Genomic DNA, 21907 nt, shown 5'->3' on the forward strand with positions numbered 1-21907 from the left:
TATGTCCGACGTTTCCCATCTCATCACCGACCTGAAAAGCATCCTCCCTGAGTCACAGGTACTCAGCGATCGTGAAACGCTGCAGGCATCCAGCCACGATACCTGGCCTCTGTCCACAAAGCTCAGACGCTTAGGATGCCATGATTATCAGGCTGATGTAGTGGTAAAAGTCACCGACGAAAAACAGATTCAACAAGTACTGGCGCTGGCGACGGCAAATGATACGCCGGTCACCCCCAGGGCGCTGGCATCCTCAGTAACCGGCCAGCCTCTCCCGACGCGCGGCGGCATCGTATTGGATGTAACCGGTATGACGCAGCACCGCGAAATCAACATCACGAACCTCACCGTCGAAGTTTCTGCCGGCTATAACGGAGGTCAGCTGGAAGATGAGCTCCAGCAGATGGGCTGGACGCTGGGTCACTCGCCACAATCACTGTATCAGTCCACCGTCGGAGGCTGGCTGTCCACGCTGGCAACCGGGCAGTTTTCATCTTACTACGGTGGTATTGAAGAGTTAGTTACCGCCTATACGGTCATTCTTGCTACGGGTGAAAAGCTGCGGCTTAAGGCTTCTCCGCGCGCAGCAATGGGCCCGGATCTCCGCCAGCTGTTTATTGGCGCCGAAGGTACGCTTGGGATCGTCACCTCGGTGCAGCTCAAAATATTCCCCCTGCCCCAGACGCGCCTGTACGATTCGCTGGAACTCCCTTCTATCGACGCTGGTCTCGAGATCATGCGTGAGCAGGCCATGGCGGGTCTGCGGCCGTTCCTGCTGCGCCTGTATGATACCAATGAAGCTCGTCATGCAATGCAAAACCCACTGCAGGATAAACCGGTGATGTTCCTCGGCACCCAGGGCGTGGATGCCGTCGCGCACGCTGAAATGGATGCTTTTATGGCCATTGTTCATCGCCACGGCGGAAAATCCATCGGCTCAGAAGGCGTGCTGAAATGGATGGAGCGCCGATTTGATTTTTCAACCGTGGAGAAACTACTTGATAGCCATGGGGGATTTGCCGAGACCATCGAAATTGCGCATACCTGGGACGGTATCTCCGGTCTGTATCACGCTCTGCACGAGATGCTTACCCCGCTCGCGGACGAAGTGCTGTCGCATTTTTCGCACGTTTATCCTCAGGGGACCTCGATGTACATGATTCTCCTTGGGCGGGAGAGCAGCGACCGCGAAGCGGTAGAAAAATTGCGCACCATCTGGCGGGAAACTATGCGCGTTTGTCTGGAACATCATGCCGAACTGTCGCATCACCACGGCGGCGGATTAGTTCGTTCGCCTTATGCCCGCGAATCTCTCGGTTCCGCACATTTATTATTGCGCCGCGTCAAGCAGGCACTCGATCCTAACGGAACGCTGAATCCAGGTAAGCTGGGATTATAAACGGCACAGTGAGGGGGATTCACCATGTGGTTTCTCGGTATAGATATTGGCACGACACATATCAAGATCATCGGTCTGAGCGAGGACGGTGTACTTTTACCCGTGAAAAAGTGCCGCACTCCCATCCTGCAACGTGACGGGTTGACCTTCCACGATGCGCAAGACGTATGGCAAATGCTGGTGATCCAGCTAACAGATTATGCCCGTACAGCGGCCCGGGCTCACGGACCGCTGGCCGCAATTTCTATTGGAACCTTTGGACAAGAAGAGTCCGTGGCCGTGAACCTCCGCGGGGACATTGTCTACCCTTCTCTTGCCTGGTGGGAAAACTACCCTGCCGCCGCGCTGGATAACGAGACGCAAAGCTGGCTGGACAGCGAGGAGCACTATGCCATCTCCGGTATGCGTTCACGACCAAACCAAAGTCCGGAACGGCTGAGCTGGATACGGCAGCATCATGAAGAACTCTGGAATCACATCGATCGCTGGGTTGATTTCGGCACTTTCATCATGTGGCGGTTAACGGGAGAATGGCGCGCACCCTCCTCGCAGCTGACCCATTCGCAGTGCATCGATCTCAAAAGCATGCAGCCGCACGAACCTACGCTGCAACAGCTGCGACTTTCGCCAACATTATTCCCGACGCCGGCAGATACCGGCGAGTGCTGTGGCGAAATCCATGCGCAGATGCTGCCGGGTGTTGAGCTGTATCCGGGCGCCTGCGTATTCATTGGCGGGCATGATCAAATCGTCGGTGCGCTGGCCGTGCAACACAGTCAGCCGACCCACGTTTTCGACTCGATAGGCACATCAGAATACCTGATGGTGTTAACCCCTCATTTTCCTGATACATCTGCTGCCTGGCAACTTGGCGTCGATATCGAACGGACCTGGAAAGCCGGCGAGTTTGTGATGGGTTGCGCGACCCCTTCCGGGAAAATAATCCAGACACTCGCTGAACTGCTTTATCAGGGGGATTATGACCACCTTTTCAACGATCTATTGACTGATGCAGACACCCGTGGGGTGTCGGTGTCGGTGGATGAGAGCGAAGCTCAAGGCCTTTTTTCACTACACCACCTGAATGCCGGTATTCGCCCCGCCGGATTAGTTCAGGCCACACTCAACCACATCGCCGATCGCGCCTACCAGCTGCTTACCCAGATGTGTGAAATGGGGGCGATACGTCCCCAGGACGCCGTACTTATGGGATCGCTATTCCAGCGTTCGGAGATGATTGAACACCGGAAACGCCGCTGGAAAATGCCGCTCTTCGCCAGCACATTAACCGAACCCGTCGCGATGGGGGCCGCCATGATTGCCCGTGAAAGCTGGTTTATCGCGACTCACAGGGAGGACCAGCTATGAAAGTCATCATCGCTTCACTGAATACGGCGATCGAACGTTTGCTACTGGTTGATAAACAGCGCCCTGGCGACGTTCATCGTTTGCTGGATGACAAAACGCTGGCCGGCGGTAAAGGCGTCAATGTCGCGCGGGTACTTAAACAGCTGACGACATATTTACCGGATGCGCCGGTGCCGCTGTTACTGGGGTTTCTCGGCGGCGCCACCGGACGCCTGTGCCATGAGCTTTTGCAACAAGAAGCGCTGGCCGGATGCTGGTGTGATATCGCCGGCAGCACCCGCATCTGCGAGGTCATTACGGAAACGGACTCGCCAGAGAAAGCCAGCGTATATAACGCCGGCGGTCCGCCCATCAGCCAGGAGGAACATCAGCGTCTCCATGCCCTGCTGGCGCAGGAATTACCCCATGCGGATGCGTTAATTTGTACCGGCTCACTGGCAAAAAATCTGCCTCCTGACGAGTACGGATACTGGATAGCGCAGGCACGTGCCTGCGGTGTGCTTACGCTACTCGATACGCACGGCGCAGCTCTGCTGCACTCTGCAAATGCACTTCCGGATATTATCAAAATCAATCGCGACGAACTGCGCCACGCTAATGCGGAGTCGTCGCTGCCTCTCCCTGAGACATGGTTGGTACAAGGGGTGCGTTGCGTGATTATCACCGATGGCCCGCGCCCGACATTAGCCCTTACGCCGGATGGCCATTTCGAACTAACAGCCCCCTCCGTAATGACAGCCAGCCCGGTCGGTTCCGGGGACGCATACTGCGCAGGACTGATCGCCAGCCTACTTTCCAGGCCACAGGCTGGGTGGGTGGAACATCTGAAGCTGGCAGCGGCCTGTGGCGCAGCAAATGCCGCCAGCTCGACGGCAGGCCTCGCTGCCGAACTCCCGCTTTCAACACTACAACGGCGCTGCGCGGTACGCACTATTCCAACACCGCCCCGCTCACCGACTTAATCACGGAGGGTACTATGGTTAGTCATGCACATGTCACGGCAAAAAATGTCTGGATGCGCAACGTCCTGTTGATTTCAATCGTCACCGCCGTCGGCGGGTTTCTGTTTGGCTTTGATAACGGTAGCATTTCGGGTTCCGTTGGTTTTTTGCAAAACAGATTCGCACTGGATGCCGATGGTATTGGTTGGGTCACCTCATCCATCATTATTGGATGTATTGTGGGCGTTGCGCTGGCGGGACCACTTTCCGACGCCGTAGGGCGAAAAAAGGTGCTGTTGTTAACGGCGCTGATTTTTATTTTTGGCGTTCTGGGTGAAGCCATGGCGACAACGGCGGAAATGTTGGTCTGGTTCCGTATTCTGGTGGGCGTCGGTATCGGCGTGGAAACGACAATTGCCCCGCTCTATATTGCGGAGGTCTCCCCAGCCCATATTCGCGGGCGTCTGGTCTCACTTAATCAGCTTTTCAACTGCGTGGGTAATCTGGCCATTTTTTCAATTGCCGCAGTGATTGCCAGTCACGCCAGTGAAGCATGGAATGTTGAACATGGCTGGCGAATTATTTTCGCCACCGGTATCGCACCGGCAATTGTTTTCCTGTTGCTACTGATCTGGGTGCCGGAAAGCCCACGTTGGTTGATACGCAAAGGACGAGATGCGCAGGGTCTGACTATACTGCGCAAAATAAATCCCGATGAAACAACAGCCCGCGAGCAGCTCGCTGCAATTAAGTCCGCCTTATTAAGCGACTCTCCTTCGCGATTGCGTGAACTCTTCACCCCGCGCTTACGTAAAGCGCTGGTGGTTGGCTTTTGCGTTGCACTCTTTCAGCAGATAACAGGCATCAACGCGATTTTTTATTACGCCCCGGAAATATTTAAAACCGCGGGAGTTGATGTCAGCGGCGCGATGTCGTTTACCGTACTTATCGGACTGGTATTGGTTATTTCAACGCTGGTTTCAATGTGGATAATCGATAAGGTTGGCCGCCGCTCGTTGCTCATTTTCGGCTCGGCGGGAATGGCCATTGCTCTTGGCTGTATCGGACTTCTGTTTCGCGCCAGTGAAACACAAACCACGCTTTTGCTGATTTGCATTCTGGCCTATGTGGCTATTTTTGCCGTATCTTACGGCACGGTAGCCTATGTCATTATCGCTGAAATTTTCCCGATTCACGTCCGTGGCATCGCCGTATCAATAGCAACCTTCGCATTATGGGGAGGAAACTTCCTGGTTTCACGATACTTCCCGGTTCTGGTGGAAAATATTAGCGCGGCAAATACCTTCTTTATCTTTTCCGGTATATCCATCATCGCTTTATTTTTTGTCCTGACGAAGGTGCCGGAAACCAAAGGGAAAACGCTGGAGGAAATTGAAACCGAATTACATCGAAAATAATCACCAGGCACCGTCTGGATAAATAGAAAAATACATTACCTGATTCTGTACGCCTAAATAACTATAACCGGAGAATATTATGAGACCTGGTAAAATTCTACATCCGCAGATCGCCGAAGCGCTGGCCAGTTTAGGTCATGGTGATATTGTATTAGTTACCGACGCAGGTGCGCCAATCCCGTCCCATAGCCAGCGAATCGATCTCGCTTTTTATGCCGGGATGATTGATTTACTTGATATTTTATCGGTCCTGCGACAGGAGATTTTTATTGAGAATGTAATTTTTGCCGATGAAGTACCGCAAAAAAACCCGAAACTCCTGCAGCGTGTCACTGAAATATTTACCGGTTCAGGCGCTGATTTCACTTTAATTCCTCACGCGCAATTAGTTGCTGAAGTCTATGGCAGCGCCAGAGTCATTATTCGTTCAGGATCCTTAATGCCATGGGGTAACTTTGCCCTGGTGGCGAGTACCGACCCTGATGCGTGGTTTGACGATTCAATGCAAATCATTCCTGAATATATAGAAAGATCAGCAAAAATCAAAAATGGGGCCGTACCCGTCATAAAGAAAACCGGTGAATAAAATGAAAACAGTATATACCACGAGCTATAAGTTATCCCTTATTGCCTCACTGGCCGGTTTACTCTATGGATTTGACTCCGCGGTGATTGCCGGTGCGATATTACATTTAAGGAATTTTTTCTCCCTTGATGATATAGGGATGGGATGGGCCGTATCTTCTGTTGTCCTTGGGTTTATGATCGGCGCTTTCAGCGGTCAATTTATCACCAACCGGTTGGGAAGAAAAAAGGCGCTGATTATTACCGGAGGGTTGGTTTTTCTTGCCGGAATTGGTACTGCATTCCCCTATAACTTTACCATGTTTATTCTCTGCAGAATTGCCGGTGGGATCGGTGTCGGACTGGGCTCAGCTACTGCCCCCGTGTATATTGGTGAAATTTCGGCCAGCCAGGTGCGGGGGAAAACACTCGGTTTTTATCAGATGATGATCGCCTTCGGGATCCTTTCCGTCTATCTGGTTAATGCCCTGGTTGCCGGCTGGACGCCTGATGCCGAGTGGGCGACGCAGTACTCCTGGCGCTATATGCTCGGTGCCATGTCGGTTCCTGGCTGTGTGTTCATGGGTTTAGCATTCTTTTTGCCGGAATCTCCTCGCTGGTTGATTAATAAACATCGTGAGGAGGAAGCGGAAGTCATTCTTCAGTTCATTCACGGACAACAATATGATAGCCAGACAGCTATTGCGGAGATAAAAAAATCGTTTAATCCGCAAAATGTAACGCATAATAATGAAAAGATGTTGTCTAAAAAATACCGCAAAGTCTCCTTCACTATCATGGCCATGGCGTTACTGGCCAATCTGTGCGGAATAAATGCCGTGCTATATTATGGCAATGTATTATTCGAGAACATCGGAATTGCCAATGAACAAACGGCTTATTATCAGCAAATTATTATTGGTATCGCTTTTTTTGCGGCGGCGGTGTGGGCGGTGTATAACGTCGAGAAATACGGAAGGAGAAAACTACTAATAATCGGATCATTTGTCTGTTTTGTTGCCATTACGCTTCTCGGAATATTAATCTGGATGGGCGTCACCAGCATGCTTATGCTGGTTATTATGATAGTTTACATCCTCTTTTTTGGTGGGACTATCGGCCCCATTTTATGGATTATCATCCCGGAAATGGCACCAAATATGATCCGTGATAAATTGATGTCGTGGGCCACGCTACTCATCTGGACGGGGAGTTTTATCGTTTCACAGACATTTCCTATGCTTACAAACAGCCTGACCCTCAACAACATCTTTAACGGCAGCTTCCCATTCTTACTGTACGGGGCATGTTGCCTGTTATGGTTTTTACTTAACCTGTTTTTCGTTGTTGAAACAAAAAACAAATCACTTGAGCAAATCAGTGCAGAAATGAGTGAAGCCTGAATCCCCACTAAAACGTCAGCCAGCCTCGCCTCTGGCTGACGTTCTGCAAGTACCCTCACCGGCCTCGGCAGACCACATCATGTTGACGGCGATTTACCGCTGTAACCTCGCCCGGCCAGCACAACACCGGGCGATACTCTCCTGTTCTACTGCGCGTCGGCGCTGTCTATCTGCGGAACGCTGGCTTCAGCCCCCTGTGCGACATCAGGCGCGTTGGCCGGATCAAAGATGTGGTCAAGGATAGCGCGCGCCGTTGGCCCGGCGACAACACCCTCGCCGCCGCCGTTTTCCAGAATCAGCGCCATCGCCACCTTTGGATGCTGATACGGAGCAAACAAGGTATAGAAAATATGATCGCGGAGTCTGACCGGGATCATCTTCGCATTGTAGGTCTGATTCTCTTTCAGGCTGAAGACCTGCGAGGTACCGGATTTCGCGGCAATCTGGTACGGCGCGGTATGAAACAGTTTATAACCGGTGCCATTAGGCAAGTTAGCCATGCCGTACATCCCGTTGCGCACGATGCCCCAGTACGGCGATTTCGGGTCGCCCACCTGCGGCGTATTATCCGGCGGCTGATAGCGTTCAACCTTATTGCCGCGCTTCATGGAATAGAGCAGATGGGGATTTTTTACCTTGCCGTTGTTGAGCAGCGTCGTCAGCGCCTTCACCATCTGGACTGGCGTGGCGATCCAGTAGCCCTGGCCGATGCCGACCGAAATGGTGTCCCCCTGATACCACGGTTTTTTATGCACCTTCTGCTTCCACTCGCGGCTCGGCAACACCCCGGCATACTCTTCATTCAAATCAATCCCCGTTAACTGCCCGTAGCCAAACTTGCTCAGCCAGCTGTGAATGCGGTCAATGCCCATTTCGAAGGCCACCTGATAGAAGAAGGTATCCGCCGACTCCTCAATCGCCTTGGTGACATTCAACATCCCGTGACCGGTTTTCAGCCAGTCGCGGTAGCGGCGCTGGGTGCCGGGCAGTGTCCAGGTCGGCGCGCCGAAAAAGGTGGTGGTGGGCGTAATCACGCCAGCGGAAAGTGCCGACAGCGCCATATAGGGTTTTACCGTCGATGCCGGCGGATAGAGCCCCTGGGTCACGCGGTTAATCAGCGGGCGGTCCGGGTTATCGAGCAGAGAACGGTACGCCTTATAGCCAATCCCCTTCACGAAGGGATTTGGGTCATAGCTGGGACTGGAAACCATCGCCAGCACGCCGCCGTCGCGTGGATCAACCACCACCACCGCCGCGCGCTGCCCCTTCAGTACCCCTTCAATATACTGCTGTAAATGCAGATCCAGCGTCAGGTAGATATTCTTCCCGGCTACCGGCGGCACCTCTTTGAGCAGGCGCACCACGCGACCATGGTTATCGACTTCCACCTCCTGATAACCGGTCATGCCGTGGAGCTCTTTTTCGTAATAGCCTTCGATGCCCTGCTTGCCGATATTATGGTCCGCAGCATAGTTTTCCGCCTCACCGTTTTTGTCCAGGCGTTGCAGGTCGCTGTCGTTGATTTTCGATACATAGCCGACCACGTGCGCCAGCTGGGCGCCGTAGGGGTAGTCACGCTGCTGGTAGCTCTCCACCGTGACGCCCGGAAAACGGAACTCGTTGACCGCAAATCGCGCCACTTCAACATCGCTCAGGGCCGACTTCAGGGTCACCTGCTTGTAGCGACTGTTGTGGTGCATATCGTCGCGGAAACTGGCGATATCATCGGGGCTCAAATCCACGATCGGTGTCAATGCGTTCAGCAATGTGGTCATATCGGGAATTTTGCTCGGGATCACCTGCAGGCGGTAGAGGGTGATGTTCTGTACCAGCGGGATACCGTTGCGATCGAAAATAAGCCCACGGCTTGGCGCGATAGGCAGCATTTTTATGTCATTCTGATTCGATCGGGTCTGATAGAAATCGTGCTGCTTAACCTGTAAACGGTAGAGGTTAAAAATCAGCACGCCAAAGCAGACCACCACCAGTAGAAACGCGATCGCGGCACGACGAATAAACAGCATCTCTTCCGCTGAGTGATCGCGAATTTCATCTCTCAATAGGGTCATTAGCGGCAATTCACTTGAGTTTGCATAAAAGGCGAAAAAAAGAAAAAGCGCAGCAGAATAGCGTTATCGACGCGTCAGCCCTACAGAAAGGTTGCTAATGATTTAGCAGAAATGTTTCAGCATGTTAGATACCCGGCAGGCGCCAGCACAAACCCGGGGGATGAAATGAGTGTGACATTGTCACAAAAAGGCCTCTGCCCGGTTAAGGCAGAGGCCCCGGGGTCAGCCGCGGGTCAGCCAGGCCCGCCAGCCTCCGTAGCCGGTAATGTCGGTAGCCCCCTGCAGACCGTACCCTTCGCAGATAAAACCGCTCAGCCAGCGTCCGTCGGACAGTTCGACCTTGCCCAGCCCCAGCGGTGCGGGAATGGCCGCCAGCAGCGAGCCCAGCTCCGACGAGGGCAGCTCCCAGACCTCCACGGCGATGGCCGCGCCGTCGTTTTCATCACGCACCATCCCTGGACGACGTCCGTCGGCCAGGGCATACAGCCGATAGCATGGAGCGCTCTGTATGGCCGTCAGCAGACGCCCGCCCCGCTCCCGCAGCTGCCCGTTCAGCGCCAGGCCATCAAGATGGGCGCCACAGACCACCAGCGGCATACGATCGTGGCTACCGGTGGCGGCAGGCAACGATGCGGCCAGCAGATTCCCGCCGACCAGCGGCAGTGGCTGTACGCGCTGGAACGCGTCGGCCACACCGAGAAGGTACTGGTCGGTGAAAGCCCGGCCAAACAGGGTGACGCCGGAGGGCAATCCGTTTGCCAGAAAACCGACCGGCACATTCACCGCCGCATAATCCAGCAGGTTCATAAAGTTGGTGTAGTAGCCAAGATCGGCATTTCGCTGCACCGGCTCGGCCTCCAGTTCGGCCAGCGTCACCGGGCGCGGACAGGTCGGCGTCAGCACGCAGTCCAGCGTCTCCAGCAACGCGTCACACTGCGCCTTGTACGCTTGCAGCTGGTACATTGCGCGGAATGTGGCCACGGCATCGGTATCCGGCGCTTTCGCCAGCACCTCGCGAATCACCGGCAGCACCGCCTCAGGCTGCTGCGTAATCAACGGTTCCACCACCGCATAACGTTCTGCGACCCACGGGCCGTCGTACAGCAGGCGCGCGGCGGCAAGAAACGGCGTCATATCGAGGTTGACCGGCACGCCACCAAGGGCTATCAGCCGTGCTTTCGCCTGCATAAACTGTGACTCGCTCTGCGCACAGCCAAGGAAATTCAGCGTCTGCGGCACGCCGAAGCGAAATCCCGGCGTCGGGGCGCCAAACGCCTGACGGCTGTTCCACTGCGGGTTGCGGCGACTGTAGGCATCTCGCGGATCCAGCCGTGCGGTCAGGGCCAGCAGCCGGCTGGCCTCGTCGGCGGTGGCGGTAAAGAATGTCGTACAGTCGAGGGTCCGGCAGGCCGGCACCACCCCGGCGGTAGAGATAAGTCCCTTGCTGGCCTTCAGTCCCACCAGGTTATTGAGCGAAGCCGGGACCCGCCCGCTGCCGGCGGTGTCGGTTCCGAGGGCGAAGCTGGCCACTCCGAGCGCGACAGCCAGCGCGGAACCGGCGCTGGATCCACCGGAGGGATAGTCCGCATGATAAGCGTTACGGCAGCGGCCGTAGGGCGAACGCGTTCCGTTCAGGCCGGTGGCAAACTGATCGAGATTGGTTTTGCCGACCGGGATAGCGCCGAGGGCAATTAGCTGGGCCACGATAGTGGCATCCTCAGTCGCGGTGCGGGCGAAGGCCGGACAGGCGGCGGTGGTGGCAATTCCCGCAAGATCGATATTATCTTTGATGGCAAACGGCACGCCGTACAGCGGTAGCGTCTCCGGCGCAACCGTATCCAGCGCCGCCAGCCAGGGCTCCTGCTCATCCGCCGTCAGTATATGAATGAACAACTGATACTCCGGATTCAGCGTCTGCGCCTTCTGGCGGATATCGGCCAGCAGCGCGCGCGGCGTCAATTCGCCGCGGCGATACGCCTCTGCCAGGGTCGCAAGACGTAAATCAAAGGTTGGCTGACTCATACGTTCTCCTCCAGGATCACCGCCACACGTTGCCCGGCGCGTACCGACGCCCCCGGCTGAACATTCATCTGTTGCACCACGCCGTCGCACGGCGCCAACAGCGGGATCTCCATTTTCATTGACTCCAGCACCACCAGAACGTCGCCGGCGCGCACATGACTCCCCGCGGCGGCCTGCACCTGCCACAGATTGCCGGAGATCGGGCTCTCCACGCCCTGCTGTCCGCGCTGCAGCGGCGCCTCGACACCCGCGTCAGCCGGGACTTCCTGGCTATCGAAATGCGCCTGGCCGCTGGCTATCCAGTGTTCGCGTTCATCATTGAAGGCGCGCTGTTGATGCTGGCGAAAAGCGTCGATACTTACCGCTTCCTGCTGCAGAAACTGCTGGTACTCCGCCAGCCGCAGAGTGCTGTGCTCAATGCGCAGCGGATAGCGGCCAAGCGGAAAATCGCGGCGGATCTGTTGCAGTTCCTCGGCAGAAACCGGGTAGAAACGCAGCTGGTCGAAGACGCGCAGCAGCCAGGGTTTACCGGCGAAGTCGGCGACCTCGTGATAGCGATTCCACATCTGCAGCGTTCGGCCAACAAACTGGTAGCCCCCGGGACCTTCCATACCGTAGACGCACAGATAGGCCCCGCCGATCCCCACCGAGTTTTCCGCCGTCCAGGTACGCGCCGGGTTGTACTTGGTGGTCACCAGACGATGACGCGGATCGAGCGGCGTCGCCACCGGCGCGCCAAGATAGACATCGCCCAGCCCCATCACCAGATAGCTGGCGTCGAACACCGTCTGCCATACCGCCTGTTCGTCCGGTAAGTCGTTAATCCGGCGGATAAATTCGAGGTTGCTCGGGCACCATGGCGCGTCGCGCCGTACGGTCGTCATATATTTATCGATAGCGGTGCGACAGGCCGGGTCGTCCCACGACAGCGGCAGATGGACCACCCGGCTCGGCACCTGCAGATCGTCGCTGACGCACACCGCCGCCCACGCCACGCTCACCCAGCTCAACAGCGCGTCAAGCGTCAGGGTTTCCGGCTGGAAATGAATTTGCAGAGAGCGAATACCTGGCGTCAGGTCAATCACCCCCGCGCGGGAGCCGCTTTCCAGCGCCTGCATCAGAGCATGAATGCGAAAGCGCAGCACCAGATCGAGCTCCGCCTCTCCCGCTTCCAGCAGCAGATGGGTATCGCCGGAAAGACGGGCCACCAGACGCTTATCCGCCTCTCCGCAGCTCATCACCACGGGGGAAGTTAACCGCGCGGGTTGCCACGCCACGGGCATTGCCTCCAGCGTCGCCAGCTCCTCCCGGTAGCCAGCCGCCAGTCGACGGGCCGTGGACAGATCCACGGCGACAAAACGCACCTTGTCGCCGGCTTTCAACTGCCCCAGCTGCCAGAGATCGGCTTCAATCACCGTCACCGGGCAGACGAAACCGCCGAGGCTCGGGCCGTCGGGGCCAAGAATAACCGGCATATCGCCGGTAAAATCAACCGCGCCGACGGCATAAGGGTTATCGTGAATATTCGACGGATGCAGCCCCGCGTCGCCGCCGCTGTCGCGGGCCCACAGCGGTTTAGGGCCAATCAGCCGCACGCCGGTACGGCTGGAGTTAAAATGCACCTCCCAGTCGGTGGCAAAAAAGGTGTCGATGTAATCTGCGGCAAAAAATTCCGGCGCACCGTGCGGACCGTAAATCACCCGCAGGGTACGCACCGTTGCCAGCGGCGGCACCAGCGCAACAGGCAGCGCGGCGCCAGTTTCTCCCTTGCCGTCTGGCGCCAGATGCAGAACATCCCCGCTGCGCAGCGCCCGCCCGCCATGGCCGCCAAACTGTCCAAGAGTAAAGGTACTTTTGCTGCCCAGATAATCCGGCACCTGGATGCCGCCGCGCAGGCAGAGGTAGCTTCTGACCCCCGCCCCTTCGACGGCGCCGATTTTCAGCGTCGCCCCGGCCGGGATCGGCAATACGCGGTTCATCTCTTGCGCGATACCGTCAAGGGTGACCGGGACGCCGGCGCCGCTCACCACCGCCAGGGCTGCGCAATGAAACTTCAGCGTTGGCCCGTTCAGGGTGATTTCCAGCGCCGCTGCTCCCGGCGGGTTATCCAGCAGCCGGTTGCCGAGACGCAGCGCCCGATCGTCCATCGGCCCCGACGGCGGGACGCCCACCGCCCAGTAGCCCAGCCGTCCGGGAAAATCCTGGACGCTGGTCTGCGTCCCGGCGCTGAGCACCTCGACGGTGGCGGCCCGATAGTTCAGCTGTTCCAGGCAACGGGTCCAGGGTTCACCCTGGGTAAAGGGTTCAAAGCCCAGAATCTGCTGGAGATAGATGCGGTTAGTTTCCACGCCATACAGGCGGGTGTTCGCCAGCGCCCGGGCCAGTTCAGCGATAGCCTCTGCGCGGGTTGGCCGCCAGGCGATCGTTTTGGCCAGCATCGGATCAAAAAATGGCGGCACGTCGCAGCCGGCTTCTACCCAACGATCGATGCGAAGCGTTTCGCCGTCCGCCGGTGGAAAGAGCACCTCGGTCAGCAGACCCGGCGATGGCTGAAACTGCCGGCCCGGATCCTCCGCATAAATACGCGCCTGGATAGCGTGCCCCCGTGGAGTCAGATCGGCCAGCAGCGCAGTGAGCGGCGGTAAATCTCCGGCTGCCAGCGCCACCATCCAGCGCACCAGGTCGACGCCCCACACCTGCTCGGTGACGCCATGTTCCACCTGGAGCCGGGTATTCACCTCGAGAAAATAGAAGCGTTGCGCCGCGCTGTCATAGACAAATTCGACCGTCCCGGCGCTACGATAGCTGACCGCTTTGCCCAGCGCGACCGCCGCCGCACAGAGGGCCTCCGCCGTTGCGGTGGGTAAATTGGGCGCCGGAGTCTCTTCGATCACTTTTTGATTGCGCCGCTGTATCGAGCAGTCGCGCACCCCGAGGGCGATGACCTCGCCCTGCCCGTCGCCGAATATCTGCACTTCCAGATGGCGCGCGCGTTCAATGTATTTTTCGAGAAACACGCCCGCATCGCTAAAGTTGTTCTGCCCCAGCCGCTGTACGGTCTCAAAAGCGTCCGTCAGCTCGCGGGCGTCGCGACAGACGCGCATCCCGATACCACCGCCCCCGGCGGTGCTTTTTAACATCACCGGATAACCGATGGCGTCCGCCGCCCGGCACGCTTCAACGCTATCGGCCAGCAGACCGGTCCCCTCCAGCAGCGGCACGCCCTGCGCTTTGGCCAGCGCCCGGGCGGTGTGTTTCAGGCCAAACGTGCGGAGCTGAGCGGGCGTCGGGCCAACAAACGCCAGCCCGGCAGCTTCACATGCCTCGGCGAAGGCGGCGTTTTCCGACAGGAAACCGTAGCCGGGATGAATCGCTTCGGCCCCGCTTTTTACAGCGGCGGCGATGATTTTTTCCGTCATCAGGTAGGTTTGCGCCGCCGGGCCGTCGCCAAGGCCGATCGCCTCATCGGCTTCACGGATATGCAGGCTGCTGAGATCCGCGTCGGAATAGACCGCTACGCCCTTCACCTGCATCGCGCGCAGGGTGCGTAAAATTCGACAGGCAATGGCGCCGCGGTTAGCAATCAGTAAGGTTTTGAACATACAAGGGACTCGCGTCGTGGCGGGTCGTCCCGCCAAAAAATTCGACGTCCCCGGGGCCGTCCCCGAGGCGCACAAGCATTCAGGGCTTGCGCGAAGGTGTGCTTAACAGGCGGTCGGCGCGAACGGCAAACAGACGCCAGGCCAGCAGGCGCCAGCGCTGCCAACGGGTCAGTTCCATACCAGCACCTCCGCCGGCGTCGGATTCCAGCCGTTGCAGGGGTTATTCAGCTGCGGGCAGTTGGAGATCAGGACGATCACGTTGCGCTCCGCGCGCAGCTCGACGTACTTCCCGGCGCCAGAGATCCCGTCTTCAAAAGTCAGGCCGCCAGCTTCCGTCACCGGAACGTTCATAAAAAAGTTGATATTGGCGCCAATATCACGCTTATGCAGCCGGCCGTCATGCAGACAGGCGCAGAGAAAATTATCCCGACAGCTATGCATGTAGCGTTTATCCAGCGCATAGCGCACGGTGTTGCTCTCCTGCGCGCAGGCCCCCCCGAGGGTGTCGTGGCGCCCGCAGGTATCGGCCACGATGGTCAACAGCGGATTCCCGAGGTTGGAGTACAGCACGCTGCCGGTCGTCAGGTAGGCGTTGCCCTGGCGGCGCAGCGTGCGCTGCGGATCGTAACGCTCGCGTGGGCTGTCGGCGCAATAAAACAGGGTATCGACAGCCTGGTTGCCTTCCAGATCGAGCAGGCGCAGGGTCTGCCCCTTTTTGATTTCGAACAGCCAGGGTTCGCCTGCGGGAATCACGTGGCGATAGACGGCATCGGCGGGGTTACGGGTACTGGTCACAAGGCTCATCGCAGGCTCCTCAAAGGGCGAACAGGTGGGTGTTGGTGAAGGCGCGCTGGTTTTCATCGCGGGTAAACAGCGATTCGACCGCCGCCTGCTCATCGTCGGCCTGATACCAGTCCAGCTGGACCGGACGAGGAGCATATTCGTCAGACGGGTTCATCGGATGCGGCAGCGCGGTGAGGACCATCAGTACATCCATCGGCGCGAACAGTTCAACGTAGCTACCCGGGGTGGAATGGCCCGCACAAAACTGAAAGCGCCCTTCGCTATCGACGGTGACTTTGCTGAACAAGTTGACCACCATCAGCAGATCCTCGAGGCCGAGATCCCATTTGCCCATTTCGACCAGCAGATTATCGGTGCCGTTGCGATGGAAGGTGTTGCGCAGTTCCTGGTAGCGACCGGCACCATATTTTTCTTCCGTCTCTTGCGCATTGAGCACCCCGCCGAACGGATCGTGCCAGCCGCAGCTATCGGCGATAATGCCCGCCAGTACCCGCCCCATATCGGAGTAGAAACAGTGTCCGGCCGTCAGTCGCGCGGTGTGCTGTCCCTTGAGGGTGTCCGGCAGGTTCAGGCGCTCGCTTTTCTCGTGCGGGTTGAGCATCATCATGCTGACGTTCGCACCGCCCTCGATGTCGGTCAAACGCAGGATCTGTCCACGGCGTAAAATGAACGAGGTATGGCCCCCGCCCGGCAAAAATTCTTCGCGCAGATTTGGTGAGGTATGAAAAAGCGCTGTCATCGGGCTATCTCCTTAAGGCATAGACATTGTTATCGGTACCGGTGCTGAGCATCTGCGACATCCGGGTCTCATTAAGCGGAATATCGTAGGTAATGCGCGCGCCATAGGCGTTGGGAGCCTGCGGGTCGTGGCGTACCTTATCGAAGACCAGCAGACGGGTGCCGAGGTTGAATCCTTCGGCCAGGTCGTGGGTGACCATAAAGACCGTCATTCGCGTTTCGCTCCACAGCTGGAGCAGCAGTGCGTGCATATCTTTACGGATACCGGGGTCGAGTGCGCCGAAAGGTTCGTCGAGCAGCAGAACCCGCGGCTGCATCACAAAGGCCTGGGCGATCGCCAACCGCTGCTGCATCCCGCCGGACAGCTGTGCCGGATAGCGGTCCAGGGCGTGGGCGAGCCCCACTTTGTCCAGCATCTGTGCCGCCTGTTCGCGGGCAGCGCGCTTGCGGGCACCGAACAGACGGCCAAAGCACGGCGAAGATGGCAGCTCCAGACCGACGGTCACGTTATCCAGCACGCTCAGGTGCGGGAAGACCGAATAACGTTGAAACACCACGCCGCGGCTGCGATCCGGCTCGGGAGCCAGCGGCTGACCGTCGAGCGTAATCGCCCCCCGGGTCGGTTGCTCCTGCCCCAGCAGCAGGCGCAAAAAGGTGGATTTCCCGCAGCCGGAAGCGCCGACCATTGAACAAAACTCCCCCTCTTTGACCTCTAAATTGATGCGCTCCAGCACCACATGGTCGCCGTACTCCTGCCAGATATTGTTGATGCGGATAAAACTCATGTCCGGCCTCCTTCGGCCCACGGGAAGCAGACTTTATGCAGCTGGCGCAGCCCCAGATCCATCAGCCAGGCCAGCAGGGTTATCCAGATGACATAGGGGATGATCACATCCATCGCCATGTAACGCCGCACGAGGAAAATGCGGTAGCCCAGCCCGGCGGTAGCGGAAATCGCCTCCGCCGATATCAGAAACAGCCAGGCCGATCCCAGCAGCAAACGCAGCGAGGTGATCAGACGGGACAGCAGCTGCGGCAGGACCACCCGCAGGACCACCGTCCAGCTGTTGGCGCCGAGGGTTTGGGCTTTGATAAACAGTTCCGCCGGGATTTCCCGCGCCCGCTGTTCAAGATCGCGCGCCAGCATCGGCGTGATGCCAATCACGATCAGCATCACCTTAGAGAGTTCATCGAGACCGAAGACGATAAACAGTACCGGCAGGATCGCCAGCGGCGGTACCATCGAGACCACGGTCATCAACGGCGACAGCGCCGCGCGATAGAGCGGAAACACGCCGGCAACGATCCCGATGCTCAGGCCAATCAGCGCGGACACCGCCAGCCCAATGAGCAGGCGGGTCAGGCTGATCAGCGTATCGCCCCACAGCAGGTATTCGCCGCTGCGTTTGTCCGGCGTAAACGCCATCCGCTCGACGGCCGCCGCCATCTGCGACAAACCGGGCAACAGCTTGTCCTGCGGGTTAGCCTCAAGGCGAATAGCGGAGCCGATAAACCAGGCGGCGATCAGCAACACAAAGGGCAGCAGCAATAGCATCAGCCGCATGCCCTGCTGTGGATGGCGGTTAATTTGGCGCATGGCGTTCACTCCCGTCATCAATGATTACAGCTGGCCGGCGGCGGCCATTTTCAGATAGCTATCGTCGAAGCGCAGTCGGGTATTGGCGCTATCGCCGACGGTGACGTCGCCGGGGAAGCGCATGCCAATGAAGTCGGCGCTTTGCGCCCCTTCACCCAATAGCCCTTTATCAAATGAAAACTGCGCCACGCGCTGCATGGTTTTTGCCAGCTCCGGGCTGGAGATGAATGTCAGGGTTTCGGCGGCGGTCCAGAACAAGTGGGTCGTTTTCAGCTGCGCCTGGTAGCCAGCAAGATCGGTGCCGGAATCTGCCGCCATCGCGTTTAGCGCCTGGGCATCTCCGGCATGCATTTTGGCCATCATCTCAAACCATGCGCCGGTCAGGGCTTTACCCAGCGCGGGGTTATCTTTCAGGGTTTGCGTGTTGACCACCATCATGTCGATAAGCTCGCCGGGAACCTGCGCTGAGCTAAAGACTTCGCTGGTCTGCGGGGTCTTTTTAATCGCCGACAGCTGCGGGTTCCACGCCACGGCGGCGCGGACGCTGCTGGTGCCAAAAGCGGAGACAATATCGGCATCGGAGGTATTCACCACTTTGACATCTTTCTCCTGCAGACCGGCCTTCTCCAGACCGCGAACCAGCAGATAGTGCGAAACCGACAGCTCAGGGAGATAGACCTGCATCCCTTTCAGATCGGCTAACGTTTTAGCGCTGCCTTTGAGCACCACGCCGTCATTGCCGTCGGAATAGCTGCCGGTAATAAGCGCGGTGGTATCGACGCCGCCCGCTGCAGGGATCGTCAGCGCATCCATGTTGGTCATGGTGCAGCCATCAAACTGACCGGCGGTGTACTGATTAATCGACTCGATATAGTCGTTGAGTTGGACGATATTGATTTTGATGCCGTATTTCGCGGCCCATTTATCAATAATTTTTTCGTTGCTGATGGCGCCCCAGGGCATCCAGCCGGCATAGATCGTCCAGCAGACGTTGAACTCTTTTTTTACGGCGGCAAAGGAAGGGAAACTGGCCAGCAGCGCCAGCGACAGCATGAACGAGCGGATTACACGGGATGTCTTCATTATGAACCTCTGGTTGGCACAAAAACAGGAGCAGCGCGACACCTGACGGTGCTGCTGTCTCCCGGGCTTTTGTCCCGCCGTGTAACCTCGCAGAGGTCGCCAGCTCTCGGACCAGACATTCACCTGCGTGAACCGGAACCCTAGCCAGCTATTGGATCATCTTGATTGTCTGTTGCGCTGCCTTCTGATGTATTAATTGCAAAGGGCATGCCAGAAAATTGTTCTTTTTAATTCAGTGAGATAACTGAAAGTAGCGTGGCATCACACCACAATGGGGAGTGGTTTTGGGGCAATGCGTAACTTTGGTGCAGGTCATCTGTGCGACCAACGACCCGCCGCAGGCAATCAAGCAAAAACAGGCCCGGGCACATTTTGCAAGCACTACCGGGTTATATAAACGCAGGAACTCGACCGCGGTAATCTTATTTCTTGTCGTCGCGACGGAAACCAGTAAATGACCAGAATTCACCTGCTTAGCTTTTTTTGCAACCGCTGCTTTTATCACCAGAGGCTTCGCTACAGTGTCCTATACTGATTAGCTAATAAGAAAATACGTAAGCTGCTTTACGTATTTTGGCTTTAATCCACAAATTTTTTATGGATTTCTTTGTCACCTGTTGTTAAAAGGATATAACTATTAATTCCGTAGATTCTTTCAAGTATCACTTATTGGTTGCAGTGTATATCGTAATGGCATTCACAAAAGCAAACGGAGCCTGATATGAGCACGTCTAACGATTCATCTAACAACGCATCCGCCGGGAAGTGCCCTTTTCACGCAGGGAAGCCCACACAAAGTGCCGGTGGCGGCACCGCCAACCGCGACTGGTGGCCTAATCAACTCCGCGTGGACCTGCTGAACCAGCATTCCAACCGCTCAAATCCCCTCGGCGAAGACTTTAACTACCGTGAAGAGTTCAAAAAACTCGACTATGCCGCGCTGAAGGCAGACCTGAGAGCACTGCTGACCGATTCGCAGGAGTGGTGGCCGGCAGACTGGGGCAGCTACATCGGGCTGTTTATTCGTATGGCCTGGCACGGTGCAGGCACCTATCGTACCGTTGACGGTCGCGGTGGCGCAGGCCGTGGACAGCAGCGCTTTGCGCCGCTGAACTCCTGGCCGGATAACGTCAGCCTCGATAAAGCCCGTCGCCTGCTGTGGCCGGTAAAACAAAAATACGGCCAGAAAATCTCCTGGGCCGACCTCTATATGCTGGCCGGTAACGTCGCGCTGGAAAACGCCGGTTTCCGCACCTTCGGTTTCGGCGCCGGTCGTGAAGATGTCTGGGAACCGGATCTGGACGTGGACTGGGGCCATGAAAAGGCCTGGCTCGAACATCGTCACCCGGAAAGCCTGGCGCAACAGCCGCTGGGGGCCACCGAAATGGGTCTGATCTACGTTAACCCGGAAGGCCCGAACGCCAGCGGCGACCCGCTCTCCGCCGCCGCCGCCATTCGTGCCACCTTCGGCAACATGGCAATGGACGATGAAGAGATCGTTGCGCTGATTGCCGGCGGTCATACTCTCGGTAAAACCCACGGCGCAGCGGTAACCACTCACGTAGGCCCAGAACCTGAAGCCGCACCGATTGAAGCGCAGGGCCTCGGCTGGTCAAACAGCTACGGCAGCGGAGCCGGTCCCGATGCGATCACCTCAGGTCTGGAAGTGGTCTGGACACAGACCCCGACCCAGTGGAGCAACTACTTCTTCGAGAACCTGTTCAAATACGAGTGGGTCCAGACCCGCAGCCCGGCTGGCGCTATTCAGTTCGAAGCTAAAGACGCCCCGGACCTGATCCCCGATCCGTTCGATCCGGAGAAAAAACGCAAGCCGACCATGCTGGTTACCGACCTGACGCTGCGCTTTGACCCGGAATTCGGCAAGATTTCCCGTCGCTTCCTCAACGATCCGCAGGCCTTTAATGAAGCCTTCGCCCGCGCCTGGTTCAAACTGATCCACCGCGATATGGGGCCAAAATCGCGCTACCTCGGACCGGAAGTGCCGAAAGAAGACCTGATCTGGCAGGATCCGTTACCGGCCGCCATCCACAACCCAACGCCGGCGGATATTGCGACGCTGAAGACCGCCATCGCCGATGCCGGACTGTCGGTCAGCGAGCTGGTGTCGGTGGCCTGGGCCTCTGCCTCCACCTTCCGCGGCGGAGACAAACGCGGCGGGGCTAACGGTGCGCGTCTGGCGCTGGATCCGCAGAAATCGTGGCCGGTGAACGCCGTTGCTGCAAAAGTGCTGCCGACGCTGCAGGCCATTCAGAAAGCCTCGGGTAAAGCGTCGCTGGCCGATATCATCGTGCTGGCAGGCGTCGTGGGTGTCGAACAGGCCGCTGCGGCTGCCGGTGTGCAGGTCAGCGTACCGTTCGCGCCGGGCCGGGTGGATGCCCGTCAGGATCAGACGGATATCGAGTCTTTCGATCTGCTGGAACCGCTGGCGGATGGTTTCCGTAACTATCGCCGTATCGAAGGTGGCGTCTCGACAGAAACGCTGCTGCTGGATAAAGCCCAGCAGCTGACGCTGACCGCGCCGGAAATGACGGTGCTGGTGGGCGGCCTGCGGGTGCTGGGCGCCAACTATGATGGCAGCCAGCACGGGGTCTTCACCGATCGCGTCGGCGTCCTGAGCAATGACTTCTTCGTCAACTTACTCAGCATGGCCACCGTTTGGAACGCTACCGACGAGCAGGGCGAACTGTTCGAAGGCCGCGATCGTCAGAGCGGTGAGAGCAAGTACACCGCGACCCGCGCCGACCTGGTCTTCGGTTCGAACTCAGTCCTGCGGGCGCTGGCGGAAGTTTACGCCTGCCAGGATGCTCAGGAGAAACTGGTTAAGGACTTTGTTGCGGCCTGGACCAAAGTGATGAACCTCGACCGTTACGATCTGTAA

Annotated in this window: 15 protein-coding genes and 1 riboswitch; of the genes, 7 read left to right on the plus strand and 8 right to left on the minus strand. The window is 57.6% G+C overall.

The genetic code is table 11. The features are described from left to right. Position 1 precedes the first annotated feature (1 nt). The 6 genes from AC236I_RS12685 (at position 2) to AC236I_RS12710 (ending at position 7093) form a co-directional block, all read left to right on the plus strand. Entirely contained in the window at positions 2-1399 is a 1398-nt protein-coding gene (locus AC236I_RS12685; RefSeq protein WP_004861858.1) for an FAD-binding oxidoreductase, read from the plus strand. Between the two features lie 24 nt (positions 1400-1423). Continuing rightward, positions 1424-2767, plus strand: a complete 1344-nt coding sequence (locus AC236I_RS12690; protein WP_015584351.1) for an FGGY family carbohydrate kinase — start codon at positions 1424-1426, stop codon at positions 2765-2767. Continuing rightward, complete coding sequence (locus tag AC236I_RS12695; protein ID WP_015584352.1) at positions 2764-3729, plus strand: 1-phosphofructokinase family hexose kinase; 966 nt, start codon at positions 2764-2766, stop codon at positions 3727-3729. Before AC236I_RS12690 ends, AC236I_RS12695 begins: the two co-directional genes overlap by 4 nt. Positions 3730-3743: 14 nt before the next feature. Next, positions 3744-5126, plus strand: a complete 1383-nt coding sequence (locus tag AC236I_RS12700; RefSeq protein ID WP_052626740.1) for a sugar porter family MFS transporter — start codon at positions 3744-3746, stop codon at positions 5124-5126. 79 nt (positions 5127-5205) lie between these two features. Next, a complete protein-coding gene (gene rbsD, locus AC236I_RS12705) occupies positions 5206-5712 on the plus strand; it encodes a D-ribose pyranase (protein WP_004861848.1) in 507 nt (168 codons plus the stop codon). A gap of 1 nt (position 5713) precedes the next feature. After that, on the plus strand, positions 5714-7093 hold the full coding sequence (locus AC236I_RS12710; RefSeq protein WP_433903866.1) for a sugar porter family MFS transporter: 1380 nt from the start codon (positions 5714-5716) through the stop codon (positions 7091-7093). A 146-nt stretch (positions 7094-7239) separates the two neighbouring features. On the opposite strand, the gene mrdA is transcribed toward AC236I_RS12710, so the two are convergent. From mrdA to AC236I_RS12750, 8 genes are all read right to left on the minus strand, one after another. After that, positions 7240-9162, minus strand: coding sequence for a penicillin-binding protein 2 (mrdA, locus tag AC236I_RS12715; RefSeq protein WP_487608506.1), 1923 nt, complete (start codon positions 9160-9162; stop codon positions 7240-7242). A 222-nt stretch (positions 9163-9384) separates the two neighbouring features. Continuing rightward, positions 9385-11184: an allophanate hydrolase gene (gene atzF / locus AC236I_RS12720; RefSeq protein ID WP_487608507.1), complete on the minus strand. Its 1800-nt coding sequence runs from the start codon at positions 11182-11184 to the stop codon at positions 9385-9387. Beyond that, a complete protein-coding gene (gene uca, locus AC236I_RS12725; protein WP_487608508.1) occupies positions 11181-14786 on the minus strand; it encodes an urea carboxylase in 3606 nt (1201 codons plus the stop codon). The genes atzF and uca overlap by 4 nt, the downstream gene beginning before the upstream one ends. A 168-nt stretch (positions 14787-14954) precedes the next feature. Continuing rightward, positions 14955-15590, minus strand: a complete 636-nt coding sequence (locus tag AC236I_RS12730; RefSeq protein WP_004861833.1) for an urea amidolyase associated protein UAAP2 — start codon at positions 15588-15590, stop codon at positions 14955-14957. A 10-nt stretch (positions 15591-15600) separates the two neighbouring features. Beyond that, positions 15601-16329 (minus strand): urea amidolyase associated protein UAAP1, encoded by a 729-nt coding sequence (locus AC236I_RS12735; RefSeq protein ID WP_004861830.1) that lies wholly within the window; start codon positions 16327-16329, stop codon positions 15601-15603. Between the two features lie 4 nt (positions 16330-16333). Continuing rightward, positions 16334-17113, minus strand: a complete 780-nt coding sequence (locus tag AC236I_RS12740; RefSeq protein WP_004861827.1) for an ABC transporter ATP-binding protein — start codon at positions 17111-17113, stop codon at positions 16334-16336. Beyond that, entirely contained in the window at positions 17110-17925 is an 816-nt protein-coding gene (locus tag AC236I_RS12745) for an ABC transporter permease (protein WP_004861825.1), read from the minus strand. Before AC236I_RS12745 ends, AC236I_RS12740 begins: the two co-directional genes overlap by 4 nt. Positions 17926-17949: 24 nt before the next feature. Next, positions 17950-19008 (minus strand): putative urea ABC transporter substrate-binding protein, encoded by a 1059-nt coding sequence (locus AC236I_RS12750; protein WP_004861822.1) that lies wholly within the window; start codon positions 19006-19008, stop codon positions 17950-17952. A gap of 56 nt (positions 19009-19064) precedes the next feature. Then, positions 19065-19163, minus strand: a riboswitch (guanidine-I (ykkC/yxkD leader). A 566-nt stretch (positions 19164-19729) separates the two neighbouring features. Between AC236I_RS12750 and katG the strand changes: the two genes are divergently transcribed. Beyond that, positions 19730-21907 (plus strand): catalase/peroxidase HPI, encoded by a 2178-nt coding sequence (gene katG, locus AC236I_RS12755; protein WP_015584359.1) that lies wholly within the window; start codon positions 19730-19732, stop codon positions 21905-21907.

Source organism: Klebsiella sp. Sb-30, from assembly GCF_057652795.1.

Bases quoted from the DNA above. Each gene is read 5' to 3' on its own strand.
- AC236I_RS12685 (WP_004861858.1), top strand. From the start codon at position 2: ATGTCCGACGTTTCCCATCTCATCACCGACCTGAAAAGCATCCTCCCT.
- AC236I_RS12690 (WP_015584351.1), top strand. From the start codon at position 1,424: ATGTGGTTTCTCGGTATAGATATTGGCACGACACATATCAAGATCATC.
- AC236I_RS12695 (WP_015584352.1), top strand. From the start codon at position 2,764: ATGAAAGTCATCATCGCTTCACTGAATACGGCGATCGAACGTTTGCTA.
- AC236I_RS12700 (WP_052626740.1), top strand. From the start codon at position 3,744: ATGGTTAGTCATGCACATGTCACGGCAAAAAATGTCTGGATGCGCAAC.
- rbsD (WP_004861848.1), top strand. From the start codon at position 5,206: ATGAGACCTGGTAAAATTCTACATCCGCAGATCGCCGAAGCGCTGGCC.
- AC236I_RS12710 (WP_433903866.1), top strand. From the start codon at position 5,714: ATGAAAACAGTATATACCACGAGCTATAAGTTATCCCTTATTGCCTCA.
- mrdA (WP_487608506.1), bottom strand. From the start codon at position 9,162: ATGACCCTATTGAGAGATGAAATTCGCGATCACTCAGCGGAAGAGATG.
- atzF (WP_487608507.1), bottom strand. From the start codon at position 11,184: ATGAGTCAGCCAACCTTTGATTTACGTCTTGCGACCCTGGCAGAGGCG.
- uca (WP_487608508.1), bottom strand. From the start codon at position 14,786: ATGTTCAAAACCTTACTGATTGCTAACCGCGGCGCCATTGCCTGTCGA.
- AC236I_RS12730 (WP_004861833.1), bottom strand. From the start codon at position 15,590: ATGAGCCTTGTGACCAGTACCCGTAACCCCGCCGATGCCGTCTATCGC.
- AC236I_RS12735 (WP_004861830.1), bottom strand. From the start codon at position 16,329: ATGACAGCGCTTTTTCATACCTCACCAAATCTGCGCGAAGAATTTTTG.
- AC236I_RS12740 (WP_004861827.1), bottom strand. From the start codon at position 17,113: ATGAGTTTTATCCGCATCAACAATATCTGGCAGGAGTACGGCGACCAT.
- AC236I_RS12745 (WP_004861825.1), bottom strand. From the start codon at position 17,925: ATGCGCCAAATTAACCGCCATCCACAGCAGGGCATGCGGCTGATGCTA.
- AC236I_RS12750 (WP_004861822.1), bottom strand. From the start codon at position 19,008: ATGAAGACATCCCGTGTAATCCGCTCGTTCATGCTGTCGCTGGCGCTG.
- katG (WP_015584359.1), top strand. From the start codon at position 19,730: ATGAGCACGTCTAACGATTCATCTAACAACGCATCCGCCGGGAAGTGC.